Origin of the sequence: Acinetobacter sp. ME22 (genome assembly GCF_022012315.1) — a bacterium.
GTDB classification, from domain to species: domain Bacteria; phylum Pseudomonadota; class Gammaproteobacteria; order Pseudomonadales; family Moraxellaceae; genus Acinetobacter; species Acinetobacter brisouii_A.
In genome coordinates, this window is record NZ_JAKLTL010000002.1 from 315,829 (window position 1) to 333,136 (window position 17,308).

Here is a 17,308-nt window from a genome sequence, read left to right on the forward strand (position 1 = left end):
AATGTTTATGTGCTAATGATGAACGAAGTTAAGTCGCTTAAATTTGAACAGAAAGTTTCTTGCGTGCTTCACGAAATTCGAGATATTTGTATAAAACCAAGTGACCCAAAATATTAATAAATAACGCAATCAAAAAAGCGCCTACAATATCAATAGGAAAATGTACGCCAAGATAAACTCGTGACCAACCTACAACCCAAGCCAAAATGACACAGATTGTCCCCATCAATTTTTCACGGCTAAACAAGAAAACTGCCAATGCCATACTACTCATGGCAAGCATGTGGTGGCTTGGAAAAGAGTTGGTTGCACCGTGATGAATCAGGGTATGCCCCATATCCAACACAAATGGGCGAGGGTGGTAGTACAACTTGTCAATAATTGCTGCGATGATGGAGGTGATTGCTGTAAATACGGCTGCTTTAATTGCAATAAATTTAAAGCGTTTAGGTCTAAACAGCGCTAAAGCAACTAATCCAATTGCAAAAATAGTGACAAGGTCATGTGAAACAAAGATCGCAAATTTAACTAAGATAGGATTAGGATTTGCCGATGCATTGAATAACTCAAATAATCGGAAATTCAGCATCTCAAGTGACATTCTGACCTCAGCAAAGCAACAGCGCTTTAAATTTAAATTAGTCATGATTGAATAATTTGAACATTAAGCCTTGCTTAGGTTGCATGTGAATGAAAACAACAAGAATAGTGAGTTCATCTTTATTGTGGTTTTTTAGTAGAGTGTATTCACATCACCAACACTATAAGCTCAATCAGATTGTCTTTGTATAAAGCGCAGTGCTTAATTGAAGAGTCTTGATCTGATTGCATCAGAGCGATAAAAAATTATTGGCTTTTTTCTAATAAAGACGAGAAAAATAAATAAATAATCTATAAATAAATCATAAAAATAGTGAAATCACCTAGTTATTTAAAAATATACTGGTTGAATTAACTAGAGTTAGATGGGTTTAACGGGTGGATTCATTGGATGAATCAAAATAGATTTTGAGGGCGAATCTCTCAAATTTATCTGTCATACAGCCAACGATTTACATCATCTTGAAGGTCAAGCAATGAAAATATACTCGTATTTTCTATGCATTTTTTGGTCGTAGACACGATGAAAATAAACTGATCCTTTCAATATGTCATCCCTTCTTCTTTAAGTTATCTATTTAGAGAGCAATATCTAGAAATTGGTGAAAAGGCTAAACCGTCATTCATCAAGATTTCAAATATAGGTTGGGAATAAACGATGTCACGTCCAATTACGGCAATTATTCATCATGAAGCATTAGCACATAACTTGGCTATGGTTCGCAGTACCGTTGAAAATAGTCAGGTCTTTGCCGTAGTCAAAGCAAATGCATATGGTCATCGCATTGAAAATGTTTACAATGCATTTAAAACAGCGGATGGCTTCGCGCTACTCGATATTGCTGAAGCGAAGAAGTTACGTGCTTTAGGATGGGAAGGACCGATTATATTGCTCGAAGGGATATTCTCACCTCAAGACCTTTTTGATTGCACGCAATATAACTTGAGTTTTGCGATTCATAATGAAACACAAGTGAAATGGGTTCAGCAGCATCAATATCCTGCTCAATTTGATGTATTTTTAAAAATGAATAGCGGGATGAATCGTTTAGGCTTTAAACCGAGCGAATATATCAGTACTTGGAATCAACTCAACTCAAATCCTGCAATCAAAAGCATCACGCATATGATGCATTTTTCCGATGCAGATGGTGAGCGTTTAGGACAACCAGGCATTAACTATCAATTAGAAACTTTTGAAGAAACTGTCAAAGATTTACCTGGTAAACGCTCAATCAGTAATAGTGCGGCTATTCTTCGCTATAAGCTTCATTCAGATTATGTGCGTAGTGGCATTGTGCTTTATGGCAGTTCACCAGATTATCCAACACACACCATCCAAGACTGGAACCTACAACCAACCATGACGCTGAAAAGTGAATTAATCGCAATTCAGGATTTGCAAGATCATGAAACCATTGGCTATGGTTCAACATTTACTACACAAGGCCCAATGAAAATCGGCATCGTGGCTTGTGGTTATGCCGATGGATATCAACGTGTATCTCCAACAGGTACGCCAGTTTTGGTGAATGGGGTTCGAACTCAATTGATTGGGCGAGTCAGTATGGATATGCTGGCTGTCGATGTCACCGATATTAGCGATGCACAAGTGGGCAGTGAAGTTGTACTTTGGGGTAAATCTTCTTCAGGCACAATTTTACCGATTGATGACGTCGCAAGCGCATCTGGAACAGTCGGCTATGAACTGATGTGCGCTGTCACATCACGAGTTACTTTTTTAAATCAACCGTAGAGAAATCATACATGTCAAATTCTAGCATTGAGCATTTTAAAACAACGGAAGTTATGAGTGCAGTGACTGTATTCAACAGCGTTGTTTATTTATCTGGTCAAGTACCTAAAAACACTGACTTGGATATTGAAGGTCAAACCAAAGAAATTTTGGCAACCATTGATGAGTTGTTGGCTTTGGCAAACACCGATAAAACTAAATTGATTTCAGCTCAGGTTTTCATCAAAAACCTAGAAGATTTCCCGAAATTTAATGCAATTTGGGTAGATTGGTTAAAAGGCAGTGCAACGCCTGCGCGCGCGACCATTCAAGCAGATTTAGTTAACCCAAACTGGTTAATTGAAATTGCGGTTACAGCAGCTCAAATCTGAGTTCGTTAGTTGTACAATCTAAATATGTCCTGATTGGATCAAATTGGGACATATCTAGATCAAAATTGATCGCTTTAAAGCACCTCATTTACGTCAACCCAAAGGTCATAACTTTTCATGGAAGAAAATATTCCTCTTTCCTTACACACTTCCATTGCCTCAACAATCTGCTGTAACAGTGGCTGCCGATCCATATTTACCTCTTCAATGATTCGAAGGTCGGTCAGTTTTTGTTGGGAATAATAATGTCCATCTTCTATTTTTTTATATTTTAAAATTTCTTTGGTGAATTTCAACAGCCCACCATTAATACCAAAGACCCATATTGAAATATGAGTATCTACACCTAACTCATGCCCCACCCAATAACGAAATAAGAACATCTTGTTTTCTCGGTCAATTGTCCAATCTCTTGCACTTTGAAAATATGGAATAGCATAATCATCGAGTCCATAATCTAAACGGTCTTGCTCAGTAATTTTTGCGTTAATAAAACCCATTGTTTTGCTCCATTTTGCATTAAGCCTGTTAAAGCACCTCGTTTACGTCAACCCAAAGATCATAACTTTTCATGGAAGAAAATAGTCCCATTTCTTGACATACTTCCATTGCCTCAACAATCTGCTGTAATAGTTGCTGCCGATCCACATTCACTTCTTCAATGATTCGAAGATCTGTCAGTTTTTGTTGGGAATAATAATGTCCATCTTCTATTTTTTTATATTTTAAAATATATTTGGTGAATTTCACTAATCCCCCATTAACACCAAATAACCAAACCGAAATATGGGTATCCACGCCTAACTCATGCCCCTCCCAATAACGGAATAAGAACATCTTGTTTTCTCGGTCAATTGTCCAATCTCTTGCACTTTGAAAATATGGAATAGCATAGTCATCTAACCCATAATCTAAACGGTCTTGTTCAGTAATTTTTGCGTTAATAAAACCCATTTTTTGCTCCATTTTTATGTGATTGGGCTTTTTGATATGTACCTTCTAGACTCAACAAATCGCTTTTAAATAGATATAAAAGCGCTCTATGAAGATTTCTAACCAGTAAAATTGTCTGTGATTTCATCACTAAAACATAATTCAATTGAAAATACAGCAAATTGCCCAATATTAACAAATAACCGCTAAAGACAACTGAAACAACTCCACGTATGATCAAATCATGTGGTCTCAAGTTCAGAATAAAATTAGGAAGATCTATGAATATTGCAGCAAATCCAGTGGTAGAAACCGATCAAACCGTTTATTTAAAAGATTACCAAAAGCCCAGCTTTTTAGTGGATTCGGTCGATCTCAATATTCAGGTCTATGCTGATCATACGATTGTTGATGCAACTTTGAAGGTACAACGTCAAACAGCAGGGGATTTGGTGCTTTTAGGGCGCGATTTGGAACTGAAAAGTATTCGTTTAAATGGTGATTTGCTATCTGAAGCTGAATATCAGCTTGATGTTGAGCAGTTGGTGCTGTCCAATGTGCCTGATCAGGCAATAATTCAGACCCAAGTGATTATTCACCCTGAAAGCAATACCATGTTAGAAGGCTTGTATCAGGCTGGGGATTTATTCGTTACGCAAAACGAGCCAGAAGGTTTCCGTAAAATTACCTTCTATCCTGACCGTCCAGATATTTTATCCGTCTTTACCACACGCGTTGAAGCCGATAAAAAATATCCTGTGTTACTGGCTAATGGTAACTTACTAGAAACAGGTGAAGCGGGCGATGGTCGTCACTATGCGATTTGGCAAGATCCAACCAAAAAACCAAGTTATCTGTTTGCTTGTGTGATTGGTCATTTGGCTGTATTGAAAGATCGTTATGTGACTTCAGAAGGGCGTGATGTTGCTTTAGAAATTTATGCGATTGAAAAAGATATTCCAAAATGTCACATCGCGATGGAAGCCTTAAAACATTCCATGCGTTGGGATGAAGAACATTATGGTCGTGCTTACGATCTTGATAACTATATGATTGTTGCGGTCAGCCAGTTCAATATGGGCGCAATGGAGAATAAAGGTTTAAATATCTTTAATACCTCTTGTGTGCTTGCTGATGAAGAATACACCACCGATGCTGCGATTATGCGTGTGCAGTCGGTTATTGCACATGAATATTTTCATAACTGGACAGGCAATCGTATTACCTGCCGTGACTGGTTTCAGTTGTGCTTAAAAGAAGGTTTAACGGTATTCCGTGATCAGTCTTTCTCGGAAGATTTACAATCGGCTGCGGTACAGCGTATTGATGATGTTGCGGTGCTCAAGTCGCATCAATTCCCTGAAGATGCAGGTCCATTGTCACATCCACCACGTCCTGATCATTTTGTTGAAATCAACAACTTCTATACTGCAACGGTTTATGAAAAAGGTGCGGAAATTAACCGTATGATGTCGACCTTGCTCGGTAAAGAAAAATACCGTCAGGGCACAGATGAATATTTCCGCCGTCACGATGGTCAAGCAGTCACCGTAGAAGACTGGGTGGCAGCACTTTCAGCAGGTTCGGGTGTCGATTTATCAGCATTTTTAAACTGGTACAATCAACCGGGCACACCAAAACTCGAAGCAAAAGGCGAGTATGATGATGCTGCTCAGACTTATCGCGTCAGCTTCAAGCAAAGTTTAAAAGCACATGCTAAATATCCAAACCTGAAAGCCGTACCCATTCCTGTGGCTTTGGCACTGTTTAATGCCAAAACAGGTGAACAATACACGTTGCATTCACCAGATTTGTTTGTGAATGAAGTGAAAGATGGTGTGTATCTGTTTGATCAAGATCAGGCAATCATTGAATTTACAGGGGTAACTGAACAACCTGTGGTGTCATTACTGCGTAATTTCTCTGCACCTGTGAATTTAGACTTTAACTATTCAGATGATGAGTTGGCATTTTTAATTCAGCATGAAACCAATAGTTTTAACCAGTGGCAAGCGACTCAAACACTGCTTGAACGTATTTTACTGCAAGATCATGCTGCTCAAGCTTATATCCAAGCACTGAAAAATACCCTGCCTGAACTGGTACAAAAAGATCCATTACTGGCTTCGCGTTTACTGGATGTGCCTGCTGAGGGTTATTTGGGTAGCCGTATTGATCAAGATTATCAGCCACAAGTGATTCATGAAAAGCGCCATGCTTTAACTGATGCTTTAGCCAAAGAGATGGGAACTTTTTGGAAAGAAACCTATCAGTCGCTTGACCCTGAGTTACAAAATGAGTTTTCACAGGCGATGGGTGAGCGTGCACTCAAAAATATTGCACTGAGCTATATGGCACGTCAGGGCGATACGGATACATTTGCATGGGCTGAACAGCAGTATCAAAGTACTGGTAATATGTCTGAGCGCTTAGGCGCTTTGAAAGTATTGGTCTGGAATGATGCGCCACAAGCCAAAGCATGTCTGGATGATTTCTATAACCGTTTCAACGATGAGCCGTTGGCATTGGATCAGTGGTTTATGTTGCAGGCAGCGCATCCAAAAGCAACTTCCCAAACCATTCAGTATTTAACTTCACATGCAGATTATGATTTGGGAACACCCAATCGTATTCGTGCAGTCAGTGGTGGTTTAAATGCCAATCCTGTAAATACATGGAGTTTTGGTGTACAGCACTTCATTGAGCTTGCTCAGTATTTGGATGAGAAAAACCCGATTGTGGGTTCTCGTATGTTGCAAGTGTTGTCACGTTGGTACACTTTGGCTGAGCCACAGCGTTCAGAAGTACAACAGGCATTGTTAGCACTCAAAGCCCAAGTGAAATCGAAGAATGTCGCTGAAACACTGAATAGTATGTTAAGTGTTTGATATTTAACAACTTATTGATTTTTAAATAGAAAAGGGTGCTATTTTTCTAAATTTCGATGGAAAAATAGCACTTTTTGAAGTTATAGAAAACAATGACTTACGATGATATATCCAGTCATTTATTTTGCTTGATTAAAACTTAATATACTGGTGAATTTAGTCTGAAAGCTTTAGATAAGTTTTTGAGCGGTATTCCCCCACATTTAATGACCAAGGAGATGGTTATGTTCGGATTTCTAAAGCGTTTATTCTGGATTGATGAAGACTAGCCGAATGGATTAAGGCATAAAAAACCGTACTACTTGCAAGAGTAAGTGCGGTTTTTAGGTTTGATGATTTGGGAATATATTTATCGATACGAGAGTCATATTTTCTAATCGTAGTGACTGAAAAGATAGGATTCATTCAAAAATCAAGATCTGACATGAAAGATTTATTTTTTATAATTTGCTTTATTCAAATAAACAGCGTATAAAGCACACTCTCTATTGCGGGATGGAGCAGTCTGGTAGCTCGTCGGGCTCATAACCCGAAGGTCGTTGGTTCAAATCCAGCTCCCGCTACCATATTTATTTTATGCTCTGTGAAATCGAAACTTTTCTGATATGAGAAAAGAAGTTAGCTTTAATTCAATAAAAAAGCTGATTATTATCAAAACCTAGAATTATAGTTGTAAGCCTAGTTTATAGATTCAATCAAAACTGTTAAATCGCATGAGCTCATTCAATGAGTCGATGTAATTATGAAAAAATTAAGTGAATGGCGTATTGCCAAATCAATTAGTGGAAATGAAATTTCTGTTAAAATCATACCCTTAAAGCGTATGCAAAATTCTATAGAAGGACATAAATGGGTTGAAGTCGGTAAAAAGATTCAACTTGAGTGTGGTCAAGAAATTGAATTCAATTTAGATCGTAAAAGTTTTTATATATCACATAATCAGCTGTATAGACTATCTTGATTAAAAAGATGTTGTAAATGCTTTTTAAATATGTATAGTGGATACAAATTAAAAAATATTCATGTTGTAGTAAATTCTTTTTCGTCGTAGTTTTATTTTTGTAATCCTCCGTTTTGTAAAGATATTTATAATTTTCATTGTCTATTTTTTGAATAAATTTATTGAGAGGATTATCAAATGAGTAATACAGTTCAAGGTACAGTAAAGTGGTTTAACGAAACTAAAGGTTTTGGTTTTATCGCTTCAGATTCTGGTGAAGATGTCTTTGCACATTATAGTGAAATTTCAAACAGTGGCTTCAAGACACTTCTTGAAGGTCAGCGTGTAGAATTTGTTGTTGTAAACGGTAAAAAAGGTTTTCAAGCATCTAACATCACGATTCTTAAAGTTTAATAAACGACCTAAAACTTTTTTATAAGTTTAGAGCCTCATATCCAATAGTTTGGGAATGAGGCTTTTTTATTGCTGATTATTTTTAATCAATGAACCGCACTGCTTGAGAAAGGTGGTGCGGTTTTTGTTTTTATAATGATATGAATAATGATGTTAAACTCTCTTTGGCTTTAACTATAAGAGAAATAAAAAATGACATGGGTTGTTGTACATTATATAACGGTTACTGAAGTCTTACCTGAAGCCTTAAAGACTGATCAAACAGCATTTCCTGATGGAATACAAACTGAATTCCCTATAGATGAAGATATGATTCTCTATAACGTTCGTTCAGATGAAGAGCTTGCGGAGAAGATTGAAGCTGAAATTGAAGTAAAGAATGCTGCGGGTGCAACGGGCGTTACATATTATGATTTGGATGCTAAATAATATTGTGTTGGTGTTCGAAAAGTTATGAATATTTTCAATCAAGAAGGCAATGCCGATAACCCAACAGATGGTGCGCAGCTAACGTACTCATTTATGACAGTTAAAACCCTTGAAGATGCTCAGCGTTTAGCAGATGGGAAAGCTGTCATGGTGAATTATATTGATGATGATTAATTGAAGATGAGCAGGTGTATTACCTTAAGAACATTATTAAGCATAAAGAAGACTATAAATAGCGGATAAATTTTTTATAAAAATATAAATTTCAATAGTTTAATGATGCCATACCGAATATGGTGATTCTTTTATAATCACATTTAAGTTTTAAAAACTTGATATCAAAAAATATGACAAAACATTCTATAACTTGTCCTTTTTATTATATTTGAGAATGTCTACAAATTGTATTATTTGGAAAAATACAGATTAGACAATTTGTAGACACGATTTGAGTTGCTCCATACAATGGAAAAAACTCAAAACGGAGGAATTCTCATGGATAAGAAAGTCTTACTTGCAGAGACGTTGAAACGCCGAATCATCAGCATGGAACTTGCGCCGGGTGCGGTGGTTGATGAGGTGGCATTAAGTGAAGAATTCGGTCTTTCGCGTCCGCCTGTTCGTGAATTGATTCGGCAGATGGCGGCAGAAGGTTATATCGAGCTTGAAGCAAATCGGGCGGCACGTGTGTCATCTATGAGTCATCAGGCTTTGCGGAATTTTTTCTTGGCGGCGCCACTGATTTATATTTCGACAACTCAGTTGGCAGCAATCAATGCAGCACAAAAGGATATTGAAACTTTAAAAGAAGTACAACGGTTGTTTCGGCAAGCCATTGAGCAAAATGATCTAGAAGGTCGTGTTTATTACAACAACCAGTTTCATTTTGAAATTGGAAGAATTGCGGAAAATGCTTACTTGATGCCAAGTTTGCAGCGACTTCTGATTGATCATGCGCGATTAGGAAAAATCTTTTATCGAGAGCCGAATACCGTAGATATGCAAGAGGATTTAGATTTAGCTGTGATTCAGCATGATCAAATTATTGAAGCGATTGAACGACATGATGCAGGCGCAGCCGGTGAGCTTGTTCGCGTACATATGGATCTGTCACGTCGTCGCATGACGGAATATGTAGTACCAGCAGCTGTGGAAGTGCCTTTAAGTTATGAAGAAATTTCCACAGGCTGAAATAGTTGAATTCAGCGATAGGACAAGTCGCTGAAAGATCAATAAAAATGGAGTTTAGAAGATGCTTAAGGTTGCAGCATTACCTGCCGATGATAAAAATTGCGGTTGGTATCATACCAGTCCAAAACGACAAGTGAAAGCAAAGCATGTGGGCAACAGCCATGCGCGTTGGGTGATTATTGGTGCAGGTTATACAGGTTTGGCGGCTGCTAGACAACTGGCTGTACGTTATCCAGATGATGAAGTGGTACTGGTTGAAGCACAAGAAGTTGGTTTTGGTACAGCAGGTCGTAATGCAGGCTTTGCGATTGACTTGCCACACGATATTGGTGCTGAAGACTATATTGGTGATATTGAAATTGCCAAAACCACACTCAAACTCAACTTGCTTGGACAGTCGATTCTTCATTCCTTGGTTCAAGAACACGGCATTGACTGTCATATGCGTGCTAGTGGTAAATATCAGGCAGCCGTTGAAACTCGCGGGATTGCGGTGTTGGAAGCGTATCAGCGCGGGCTAGATAAACTGGGTCAACCTTATGAAGTGATTAGTGGGCAAGATTTGCCAAATCACATTGGGACTTCATTTTACAAACGAGGTTTATTTACCCCAGGAACTATGTTGCTTCAACCATCAGCATTGGTAAAAGGCTTGGCGGACAGTTTACCGTCCAATGTCACCTTATATGAAAATACCCCGATTATTGAAGTTGAATATGGCGAGAAAGTCATTTTAAAACATGAGTCTGGACAGATCACGGCAGATAAATTGATTTTGGCTAACAACGCCTTTGGTCAACGTTTTGGTTTTCTGAAACACACCATGTTACCTGTGTTTTTGTATGCCAGTTTATCTCGACCATTGACTGAACAAGAGCAAGCTGATTTAGGCGGAAAGTCATTTTGGGGGGTGATTCCATCTGACCCATTTGGTAGTACGGTACGCCGCACCCATGACAACCGAATTTTGATGCGCAACAGTTTTAGTTTTAACCCGAATCAACAGCCAAAACAGCATTGTTTAGACAAGTTTGTACATCGCCATAAAAAATCTTTTGAGCGCCGTTTTCCAATGTTGCCCAAAGTTGATTTTGAATATACGTGGAGCGGTTCGCTGGCGTTGTCCCAAAACCATAAAGGCTTTTTTGGACAGCTCGCACCGAATGTTTATGGCGCTCTGTGCTGTAACGGTCTAGGGATTACTCGTGGTACGGTGACAGGAACATTACTTGCAGACTGGATTTCGGGTGAACGTAATGAATTGATTGATTTTCTACTCTCAAGCTCTGGGCCGAACCGAGTTCCACCAGAACCATTTTTATCCATAGGTGTCAATGCCACACTGTGGTGGGGGCAAATGAAAGCAGGACTAGAAAGTTAATCCTGTGACATCGAAATACAGTGTGATAGAAGGTCGTCAACAGGACGGTTGATTGACCCCAAACATCACAAAATCTTTAACTCAATAAATGAGCAAAATTAATCCTTTAATTTTGCAGGGTTTGTGCACCCTAAATTTATACAAATGTGTAGGAAACACATCCACTTCGGTGGTTAAGGACTGGAGAAAACAATGACAAAAAATGATGTATCAATTGATGATGTGTCACTCAATGGCTTCCATCGATTACTCAGCATTCGTACAGGTGGTGGATGGCTACTTGACGGTTATGTGTTGAGCATTATTGGCGTGGCACTGATGCAGTTATCGGCAGATTTGCATCTAAGCAATTTTTGGCAAGGCATGATCGCTGCATCTGCACTGATCGGAATCTTCTTTGGCGGATTCCTCGGCGGCTGGATGGGGGGCTTTTTGGGGCGCAAGAAGCTGTATTTTGTTGCCCCTGTGCTATTCACCTTGTGTTCGTTGACTCAGCTTTGGGTTGAGTCGGGTATTGCGATTTTCCTGTGTCGTTTCATTATTGGTGTTGGTGTGGGTTTTGAGTACACCGCAGGTGGTTCATTACTGGCTGAGTTTTTACCAAAACAGGCGCGTGGTCCACGTTTAGCGATGCTCACCATTATGTGGTTTGTCGGTGCAGCGTTGGCATACATCGTGGGTAATGCATTACTCGGTTTTGGATATGACCATGCATGGCGTTGGGTGCTTGTCAGCCCTGCAGTCATTGGCATTATTTTAATTATTATGCGAATCGGTACACCTGAATCACCGCGCTGGTTGATTAGTAAAGGACGTACGGCTGAGGCAGAAGCAATTATTAAACAAGTCTACGGCGCAAATTTCTCATTGGCGAATGTACCTGCACAAGCCCCTGAAAAACAGTTGTCTTTCACTCAGGTCTTGGCTTCTGGTTATGGCAAACGGGTGTTCTTCTGTTCAATGTTCTGGGCGTGCTCAGTGATTCCTGTCTTTGCCGTGTATGCCTTTGCACCAAAAGTATTGGCTGCGCTGCACTTAAAAGGTGAATGGGCATCTTTAGGTTCAGTGATTATTACCATGATGTTTGTGGTGGGCTGTGTGATTGCAACTCGTCTGATTAACAGCATGGGTCGTCGCAAAATGGTCATTCAAAGTTTCTTGTGGTCAGGTTTGGCATTGCTCGGTTTAGGTATGTTTTCAGATAGCTCACAAATTCTGATTGTGGTGCTGTTCAGCTTGTATGCGCTGTTTATCGGTGGTGCTCAAGTCTTGCAACTGGTGTATCCAAACGAGTTATTCCCAACTGAAATTCGTGCGATTGGCGTGGGTATGGGGACTTCATTCTCCCGTATTGGCGCTGCGATTGGCACATGGTTAGTCCCGATGTCTTTAGACACGATTGGAATTGGCAACACCATGTTTGTTGCGGCAGGCGTGACACTTTTAGGTTTGATTGTCTCCGTGGCTTTAGCACCAGAAACACGTGCAATGAGCTTGGAAGAAGCAACCTCTTTAAATTCTTAAGATGAGTGGTATGCCATGGGCTGATCTCATGGCACTCAAGGAAAAAACGTTTTTTGTGGAGAAAATACAATGAATTTTGACGGCATTTATACCCCAGTAATTACCCCATTGGCTGCGGATGGTTCAATTGATCAGGCAGGTTTTGCTGAGGTTTTAGAGTATCTGATTGATGCTAAAGTCCATGGCATTATCGTGGCAGCAACTACAGGTGAATATTACGCACATACCGCTCAAGAGCGCTATGACTTGGCGAAGTTTGCCAAAGATGTAATTGGTACACGTGTTGCACTGATGTTGGGTACTGGCGCAATCCGTACAGAAGATTCGGTGGAATATGCCAAAGTTGCCAAAGCCATCAAGGCAGACAGCATTTTAGTGACTACACCACCTTATGCTTTACCGACAGAACAAGAAACCGCAGTACATGCCTTGACGATTGATCAGGCTGCTGATTTACCCGTGATGTTCTATAACTACCCAGCACGTATGGGTGTGTCGATGGGCAAGGAATTTTTCGATACGGTATTTGCTCAGTCAAAAAACTTTGTTGGTCTGAAAGAAAGTTCGGGTGATATGAACCAGTTACACATGCTGGCACGTCATTATCCAAACTTAAACATTTCATGTGGTTGGGATGATCAGGCACTGGAATTCTTTGCATGGGGCGCGCGTAGCTGGGTGTGTGCGGGTTCCAACTTTGTACCACGTGAACACATTGCCTTGTATGAAGCCTGTGTACTTGAAAAAGATTTCGACAAAGGTCGCCGCATTATGGCTGCAATGATGCCATTGATGGATTACTTGGAAACGGGTCATTTCATTCAATGTATCAAATACGGCTGTGAGTTGAATGGCCTGCGCACTGGCAGTGTACGTGCACCATTACAAGCATTACCTGAAGATAAAAAACAGGCATTTGCGGAAATTGTTCAACAGTTAAAACAAGATGTTGCTGCCATCACTGGAGGTGCTTAATGTCAGGGCTTTTGACGACAGCAGAATATACTGCGATCGCGAAAAATCTGAAATTTCAAACTTTGGCATTTATTGATGGCAAGTTTCAGGCTTCAGTTTCGGGTAAAACCTTTCAGACAACCAACCCTGCAACGGGTGAATTACTGGCAGAAATTACTGCGTGTAATACCCAAGATGTCGATAACGCAGTCGCCATTGCCAAAGCCGCATTTGAAGATGGGCGCTGGCACAAGTTATCTCCAAACGAGCGTAAGCATACCTTACTCAAATTTGCAGATTTACTTGAAGCACATACGGTTGAACTGGCTGTCATTGAAAGCTTGGACAGCGGTAAACCTGTGAGTGAGTGTCAACTGACTGACGTACCTGAAATGATTCATACCATTCGCTGGCATGCTGAACTGATTGACAAAATCTATGACAATACTGCACCTGTCGGTTCAGATACGTTGTCCTTGGTGGTACGTGAAGCAATTGGTGTCGTGGGTCTGGTCTTGCCGTGGAATTTCCCATTGCTGATGCTGGCTTGGAAAATTGCGCCAGCATTGGCAGCGGGCTGTTCGGTAGTGATCAAGCCTGCCAAAGAAACCACACTGAGCGCACTTCGCGTGGCGGAACTGGCAGCAGAAGCGGGCATTCCTGCGGGCGTGTTGAACATTTTGCCAGGTGGTGGGCGTGAAGTCGGTGAGCCGCTTGGTAAACATATGGATGTTTCCATGGTCAGCTTCACAGGTTCAACTGAGACAGGTCGACTGTTCTTGAACTATGCCGCTGAATCCAACCTGAAACGCATTGTATTGGAATGTGGCGGTAAAAACCCTGCGGTGGTCATGAATGATGTCGAAGATATCGACCATGTCGCTCAGCATATTGTCAATGGTGCATTCTGGAATATGGGTGAGAACTGCTCTGCATCTTCACGCCTGATTGTGCATGCCGATGTCAAAGATCAGCTTTTGGAAAAAGTTGCTGTACATCTTGCTGAATGGAAAATGGGCAATCCGCTCGATCCAGATCATAAACTGGGTTCGCTGGTCAGCCGTGCTCATTTTGAAAAGGTGAAATCTTATATCGAGCAGGCAAAAGCTGAGCAGCGCAAAATCGTGTGTGGTGGCAATACTGAACAGGATATGTTTGTTGAGCCAACCATTGTTGATGGAATCAGTGCATCTGACACGCTCTTTAAAGAAGAAGTGTTTGGGCCAATTTTATCAGTCACCACCTTTAATACGCTAGATGAAGCGATTGAACTTGCCAATGATTCAGTCTATGGGCTTGCTGCTTCTGTGTATACCAGCAATTTGCGTCATGCAATCAAACTTTCGCGTGCCATTCGTGCAGGTGTTGTGACGGTGAACTGTTTTGGTGAGGGTGACATTACCACGCCATTTGGTGGCTACAAAGAATCAGGTTTTGGTGGTCGTGACAAGTCAGTTTGGGCACATGATCAGTACACTGAACTTAAAACCATCTGGATTGATGTTTCTGAACCTGCATAAGGGCAGTGGTATCTATTCAATATAAATAATAAATCAGCCTCCATCTTCCTTTGGCTCTGAATGAGTCAAAGGAAATACCCAATCACAGCATAAGAATTCGAAAGCCATGTGCTTTTAAAGGGCATTATTTTGTCAAAAATTCATTTAAATAAGGATATGTAAATGAAGCCACTCTATTTTCGATTAATGACAGGTCTATTGACTACGGGTTTAAGTGTTCCTGCTTTGGCAGGTATTAGCTTGGGAGATGCCAATAGCGATTTGGGCGCACTGACCATTTCAGGGGCTTTACGTGCCAATTATCAAGATAAAGACTATGGACAAGCAGCATCTGACCAAAAAATCAAATTTGATGCCGCCATTTTAAAACTGGATTATCAAGCGAAAAATGTCTTTGGACATGCTGAATATCGTTGTTACCAGTACGATACGCTGTGTGATTTTTCAACCCTTGTTGATGCTTATGCGGGCTATAAACTTAATAGTACCGATAACATTACAGTCGGTTTACAACCGATTCCATTTGGCCCATCACGTTTTTGGGACAGCAGTTTTTATGCGGGTATTAACAACACTATGGGGCTGCAAGATGCGCATGATTTGGGCGTGAATTATCACACCGAACTGTCATCGGCAACCAAAGTTGATCTTGCCTATTTTGCAACGGATGGTGGCAACTATAAGGGAATCAGTAAAGATTCGGCACGTTATACCGCAAATATGGTCGGAACATCTGATCCGCTAAAAACCAATCTACAAGAAAAGAACATGTGGATGGCGCGAGTTGATCAGGATTTAAAATTTTTAAGAACAGATGATCTGAATGTTTCGGTGGGAGGAAGCTATTGGTACTCCGACATCGACAATCGTAAAACCTCCGCAACAGGTTCACGCCAAGTCTGGGCGCTGTTTAACAAAATCCGTTATAAAAATTTGAATATTATGATGACAGGCGGCAAACAGTCGATTCATAACCAAGACATTCTAAGTCCAAGCATCTCGACCATTGGTTCATTTGACAGTGAATATGACATGGCAAACACGGGCTATTTTTATAGTGTCGATACCCGTTATACCTTTAACAATGTCAAAGGTTTAGTCAACATTACGCCGTACTTTGTCTTAAGCGGTTATGACAAAAAAGACAAAGGCTTTGCAAATTCACAGCGAAACATTGTCGGGGTGTCTTTCGACTATAAAAATGTTTCGTTATACACCGAATATGTCATGGGTAAAAACGATCCCTTTGTTGGCGGCACAGCAAGTTCGCTGGCTGCGGGGGACGATGGGAAGTGGAACAAGCTAGTGAACGTGATGCTGGTTTATAACTTTTAAAGTCTGACTATATTTAAAAGATTTCCCAGACTGACGCTATGAAAAAATGGTTTGACAAGCTTCTTGAGCCTGATTTAAATGGGCTGAGGCTTACGATCTCCGTATTTAGCAAAAAGAAATTATTATCAATCTAGTAAGTGACCAATCGTATGGAAAATAAAAGAAGTGCAACCTTAATTGGGCTGATTGCAGTCCTGTTATGGAGTTCAATTGTTGGGTTGATTCGTAGTGTCAGTGAAAGTCTGGGGGCAACAGGCGGGGCTGCAATGATGTATAGCGTTGCGGCACTATTTTTACTGCTGAGCGTTGGTTGGCGTCGTTTGGCTGAGTTTCCAAAACAGTATTTGATTTGGGGAAGTTTACTGTTTGTATCTTATGAGTTGTGTTTGTCCCTGTCGATTGGTTATGCCAATACTAACCGACAGGCGATTGAAGTGGGTATGGTGAACTATTTATGGCCTGCGCTGACTATGGTTGCCGCAATTATTTTTAATCAACAAAAAGCTAATTTTCTGATTATTCCCGGTTTTGTGATTGCCATTGGGGGAATTTGCTGGGTATTGGGCGGCGATCAAGGTTTTGATTTACAAGGCATGTGGCACAATATTCAGGACAACCCGCTCAGTTATGGTTTGGCATTTTCAGGTGCGCTGATTTGGGCAGCTTACTGCACTGTGACGGCACGAATTGCGAAAGGTAAAAATGGCGTCACTTTATTTTTTATGCTGACAGCCGTAGTCCTTTGGTGTAAATATTTTTTTGTGGGCGGGAGTCCAATGCATTTTGATTTGCATGCCATTATTTATTTGTTATTGGCAGCAGCAGCAATGGGTTTTGGATATGCGGCATGGAATGTCGGAATATTACACGGCAATGTGACGATTCTTGCGGGAGCATCGTATTTTATTCCTGTGTTTTCGGCAGCGCTGGCAGCATTGGTGCTGCGTACACCCTTGACGATGTCCTTTTGGCAAGGGGCTGCGATGGTCTGTCTAGGTTCAATCCTCTGTTGGTTTGCAACACGAAATACTAAAAGTAAATCCGTTAAACAAGCGACAGTTGCCGAATGAGA

General features: G+C 40.5%; 17 protein-coding genes and 1 tRNA gene. 15 read left to right on the top strand and 3 right to left on the bottom strand.

The genetic code is table 11. The features are described from left to right. Positions 1-37: 37 nt before the first annotated feature. Positions 38-601 (bottom strand): undecaprenyl-diphosphatase, encoded by a 564-nt coding sequence (locus tag LVY74_RS04215; protein WP_237813964.1) that lies wholly within the window; start codon positions 599-601, stop codon positions 38-40. 657 nt (positions 602-1,258) lie between these two features. Between LVY74_RS04215 and alr the strand changes: the two genes are divergently transcribed. Both alr and LVY74_RS04225 read left to right on the top strand, forming a co-directional pair. Continuing rightward, positions 1,259-2,356, top strand: coding sequence for an alanine racemase (gene alr / locus LVY74_RS04220; protein WP_237813965.1), 1,098 nt, complete (start codon positions 1,259-1,261; stop codon positions 2,354-2,356). Positions 2,357-2,367: 11 nt separating this feature from the next. Then, positions 2,368-2,727: a RidA family protein gene (locus LVY74_RS04225; RefSeq protein WP_151778064.1), complete on the top strand. Its 360-nt coding sequence runs from the start codon at positions 2,368-2,370 to the stop codon at positions 2,725-2,727. A gap of 74 nt (positions 2,728-2,801) precedes the next feature. On the opposite strand, the gene LVY74_RS04230 is transcribed toward LVY74_RS04225, so the two are convergent. Continuing rightward, positions 2,802-3,227, bottom strand: coding sequence for a hypothetical protein (locus tag LVY74_RS04230; protein ID WP_237813966.1), 426 nt, complete (start codon positions 3,225-3,227; stop codon positions 2,802-2,804). 28 nt (positions 3,228-3,255) lie between these two features. Beyond that, the gene (locus LVY74_RS04235; RefSeq protein WP_237813967.1) at positions 3,256-3,681 is read right to left on the bottom strand and encodes a hypothetical protein; all 426 of its coding nucleotides are present in this window, start codon (positions 3,679-3,681) and stop codon (positions 3,256-3,258) included. Positions 3,682-3,941: 260 nt separating this feature from the next. Here LVY74_RS04235 and pepN point away from each other — a divergent pair, with 260 nt between their 5' ends. From pepN to yddG, 13 genes are all read left to right on the top strand, one after another. Then, a complete protein-coding gene (gene pepN / locus LVY74_RS04240; RefSeq protein WP_237813968.1) occupies positions 3,942-6,548 on the top strand; it encodes an aminopeptidase N in 2,607 nt (868 codons plus the stop codon). A 489-nt stretch (positions 6,549-7,037) separates the two neighbouring features. Then, a tRNA-Met gene (locus LVY74_RS04245) sits at positions 7,038-7,114 on the top strand. A 176-nt stretch (positions 7,115-7,290) separates the two neighbouring features. Beyond that, positions 7,291-7,509, top strand: a complete 219-nt coding sequence (locus LVY74_RS04250; protein ID WP_151710845.1) for a transposase — start codon at positions 7,291-7,293, stop codon at positions 7,507-7,509. Positions 7,510-7,686: 177 nt separating this feature from the next. After that, positions 7,687-7,902, top strand: a complete 216-nt coding sequence (locus LVY74_RS04255) for a cold-shock protein (protein ID WP_151710846.1) — start codon at positions 7,687-7,689, stop codon at positions 7,900-7,902. Between the two features lie 192 nt (positions 7,903-8,094). After that, positions 8,095-8,331: a hypothetical protein gene (locus LVY74_RS04260; RefSeq protein WP_237813969.1), complete on the top strand. Its 237-nt coding sequence runs from the start codon at positions 8,095-8,097 to the stop codon at positions 8,329-8,331. A gap of 24 nt (positions 8,332-8,355) precedes the next feature. Beyond that, the gene (locus LVY74_RS04265) at positions 8,356-8,505 is read left to right on the top strand and encodes a hypothetical protein (RefSeq protein WP_237813970.1); all 150 of its coding nucleotides are present in this window, start codon (positions 8,356-8,358) and stop codon (positions 8,503-8,505) included. Between the two features lie 321 nt (positions 8,506-8,826). Then, positions 8,827-9,522: a GntR family transcriptional regulator gene (locus tag LVY74_RS04270; protein WP_237813971.1), complete on the top strand. Its 696-nt coding sequence runs from the start codon at positions 8,827-8,829 to the stop codon at positions 9,520-9,522. Between the two features lie 61 nt (positions 9,523-9,583). Next, complete coding sequence (locus tag LVY74_RS04275; RefSeq protein ID WP_237813972.1) at positions 9,584-10,903, top strand: NAD(P)/FAD-dependent oxidoreductase; 1,320 nt, start codon at positions 9,584-9,586, stop codon at positions 10,901-10,903. Positions 10,904-11,095: 192 nt separating this feature from the next. After that, positions 11,096-12,427 carry an MFS transporter gene (locus LVY74_RS04280; protein WP_237813973.1) on the top strand — a complete coding sequence of 444 codons (1,332 nt, stop codon included), beginning with the start codon at positions 11,096-11,098 and terminating at the stop codon, positions 12,425-12,427. A 69-nt stretch (positions 12,428-12,496) separates the two neighbouring features. Next, the gene (locus LVY74_RS04285; RefSeq protein WP_237813974.1) at positions 12,497-13,402 is read left to right on the top strand and encodes a dihydrodipicolinate synthase family protein; all 906 of its coding nucleotides are present in this window, start codon (positions 12,497-12,499) and stop codon (positions 13,400-13,402) included. Beyond that, a complete protein-coding gene (locus LVY74_RS04290) occupies positions 13,402-14,901 on the top strand; it encodes an aldehyde dehydrogenase (RefSeq protein WP_237813975.1) in 1,500 nt (499 codons plus the stop codon). Before LVY74_RS04285 ends, LVY74_RS04290 begins: the two co-directional genes overlap by 1 nt. Before the next feature lie 162 nt (positions 14,902-15,063). Continuing rightward, on the top strand, positions 15,064-16,236 hold the full coding sequence (locus LVY74_RS04295) for a hypothetical protein (RefSeq protein ID WP_237813976.1): 1,173 nt from the start codon (positions 15,064-15,066) through the stop codon (positions 16,234-16,236). A gap of 149 nt (positions 16,237-16,385) precedes the next feature. Then, the gene (gene yddG, locus LVY74_RS04300) at positions 16,386-17,306 is read left to right on the top strand and encodes an aromatic amino acid DMT transporter YddG (protein WP_237813977.1); all 921 of its coding nucleotides are present in this window, start codon (positions 16,386-16,388) and stop codon (positions 17,304-17,306) included. The last annotated feature ends 2 nt before the right edge of the window (positions 17,307-17,308 follow it).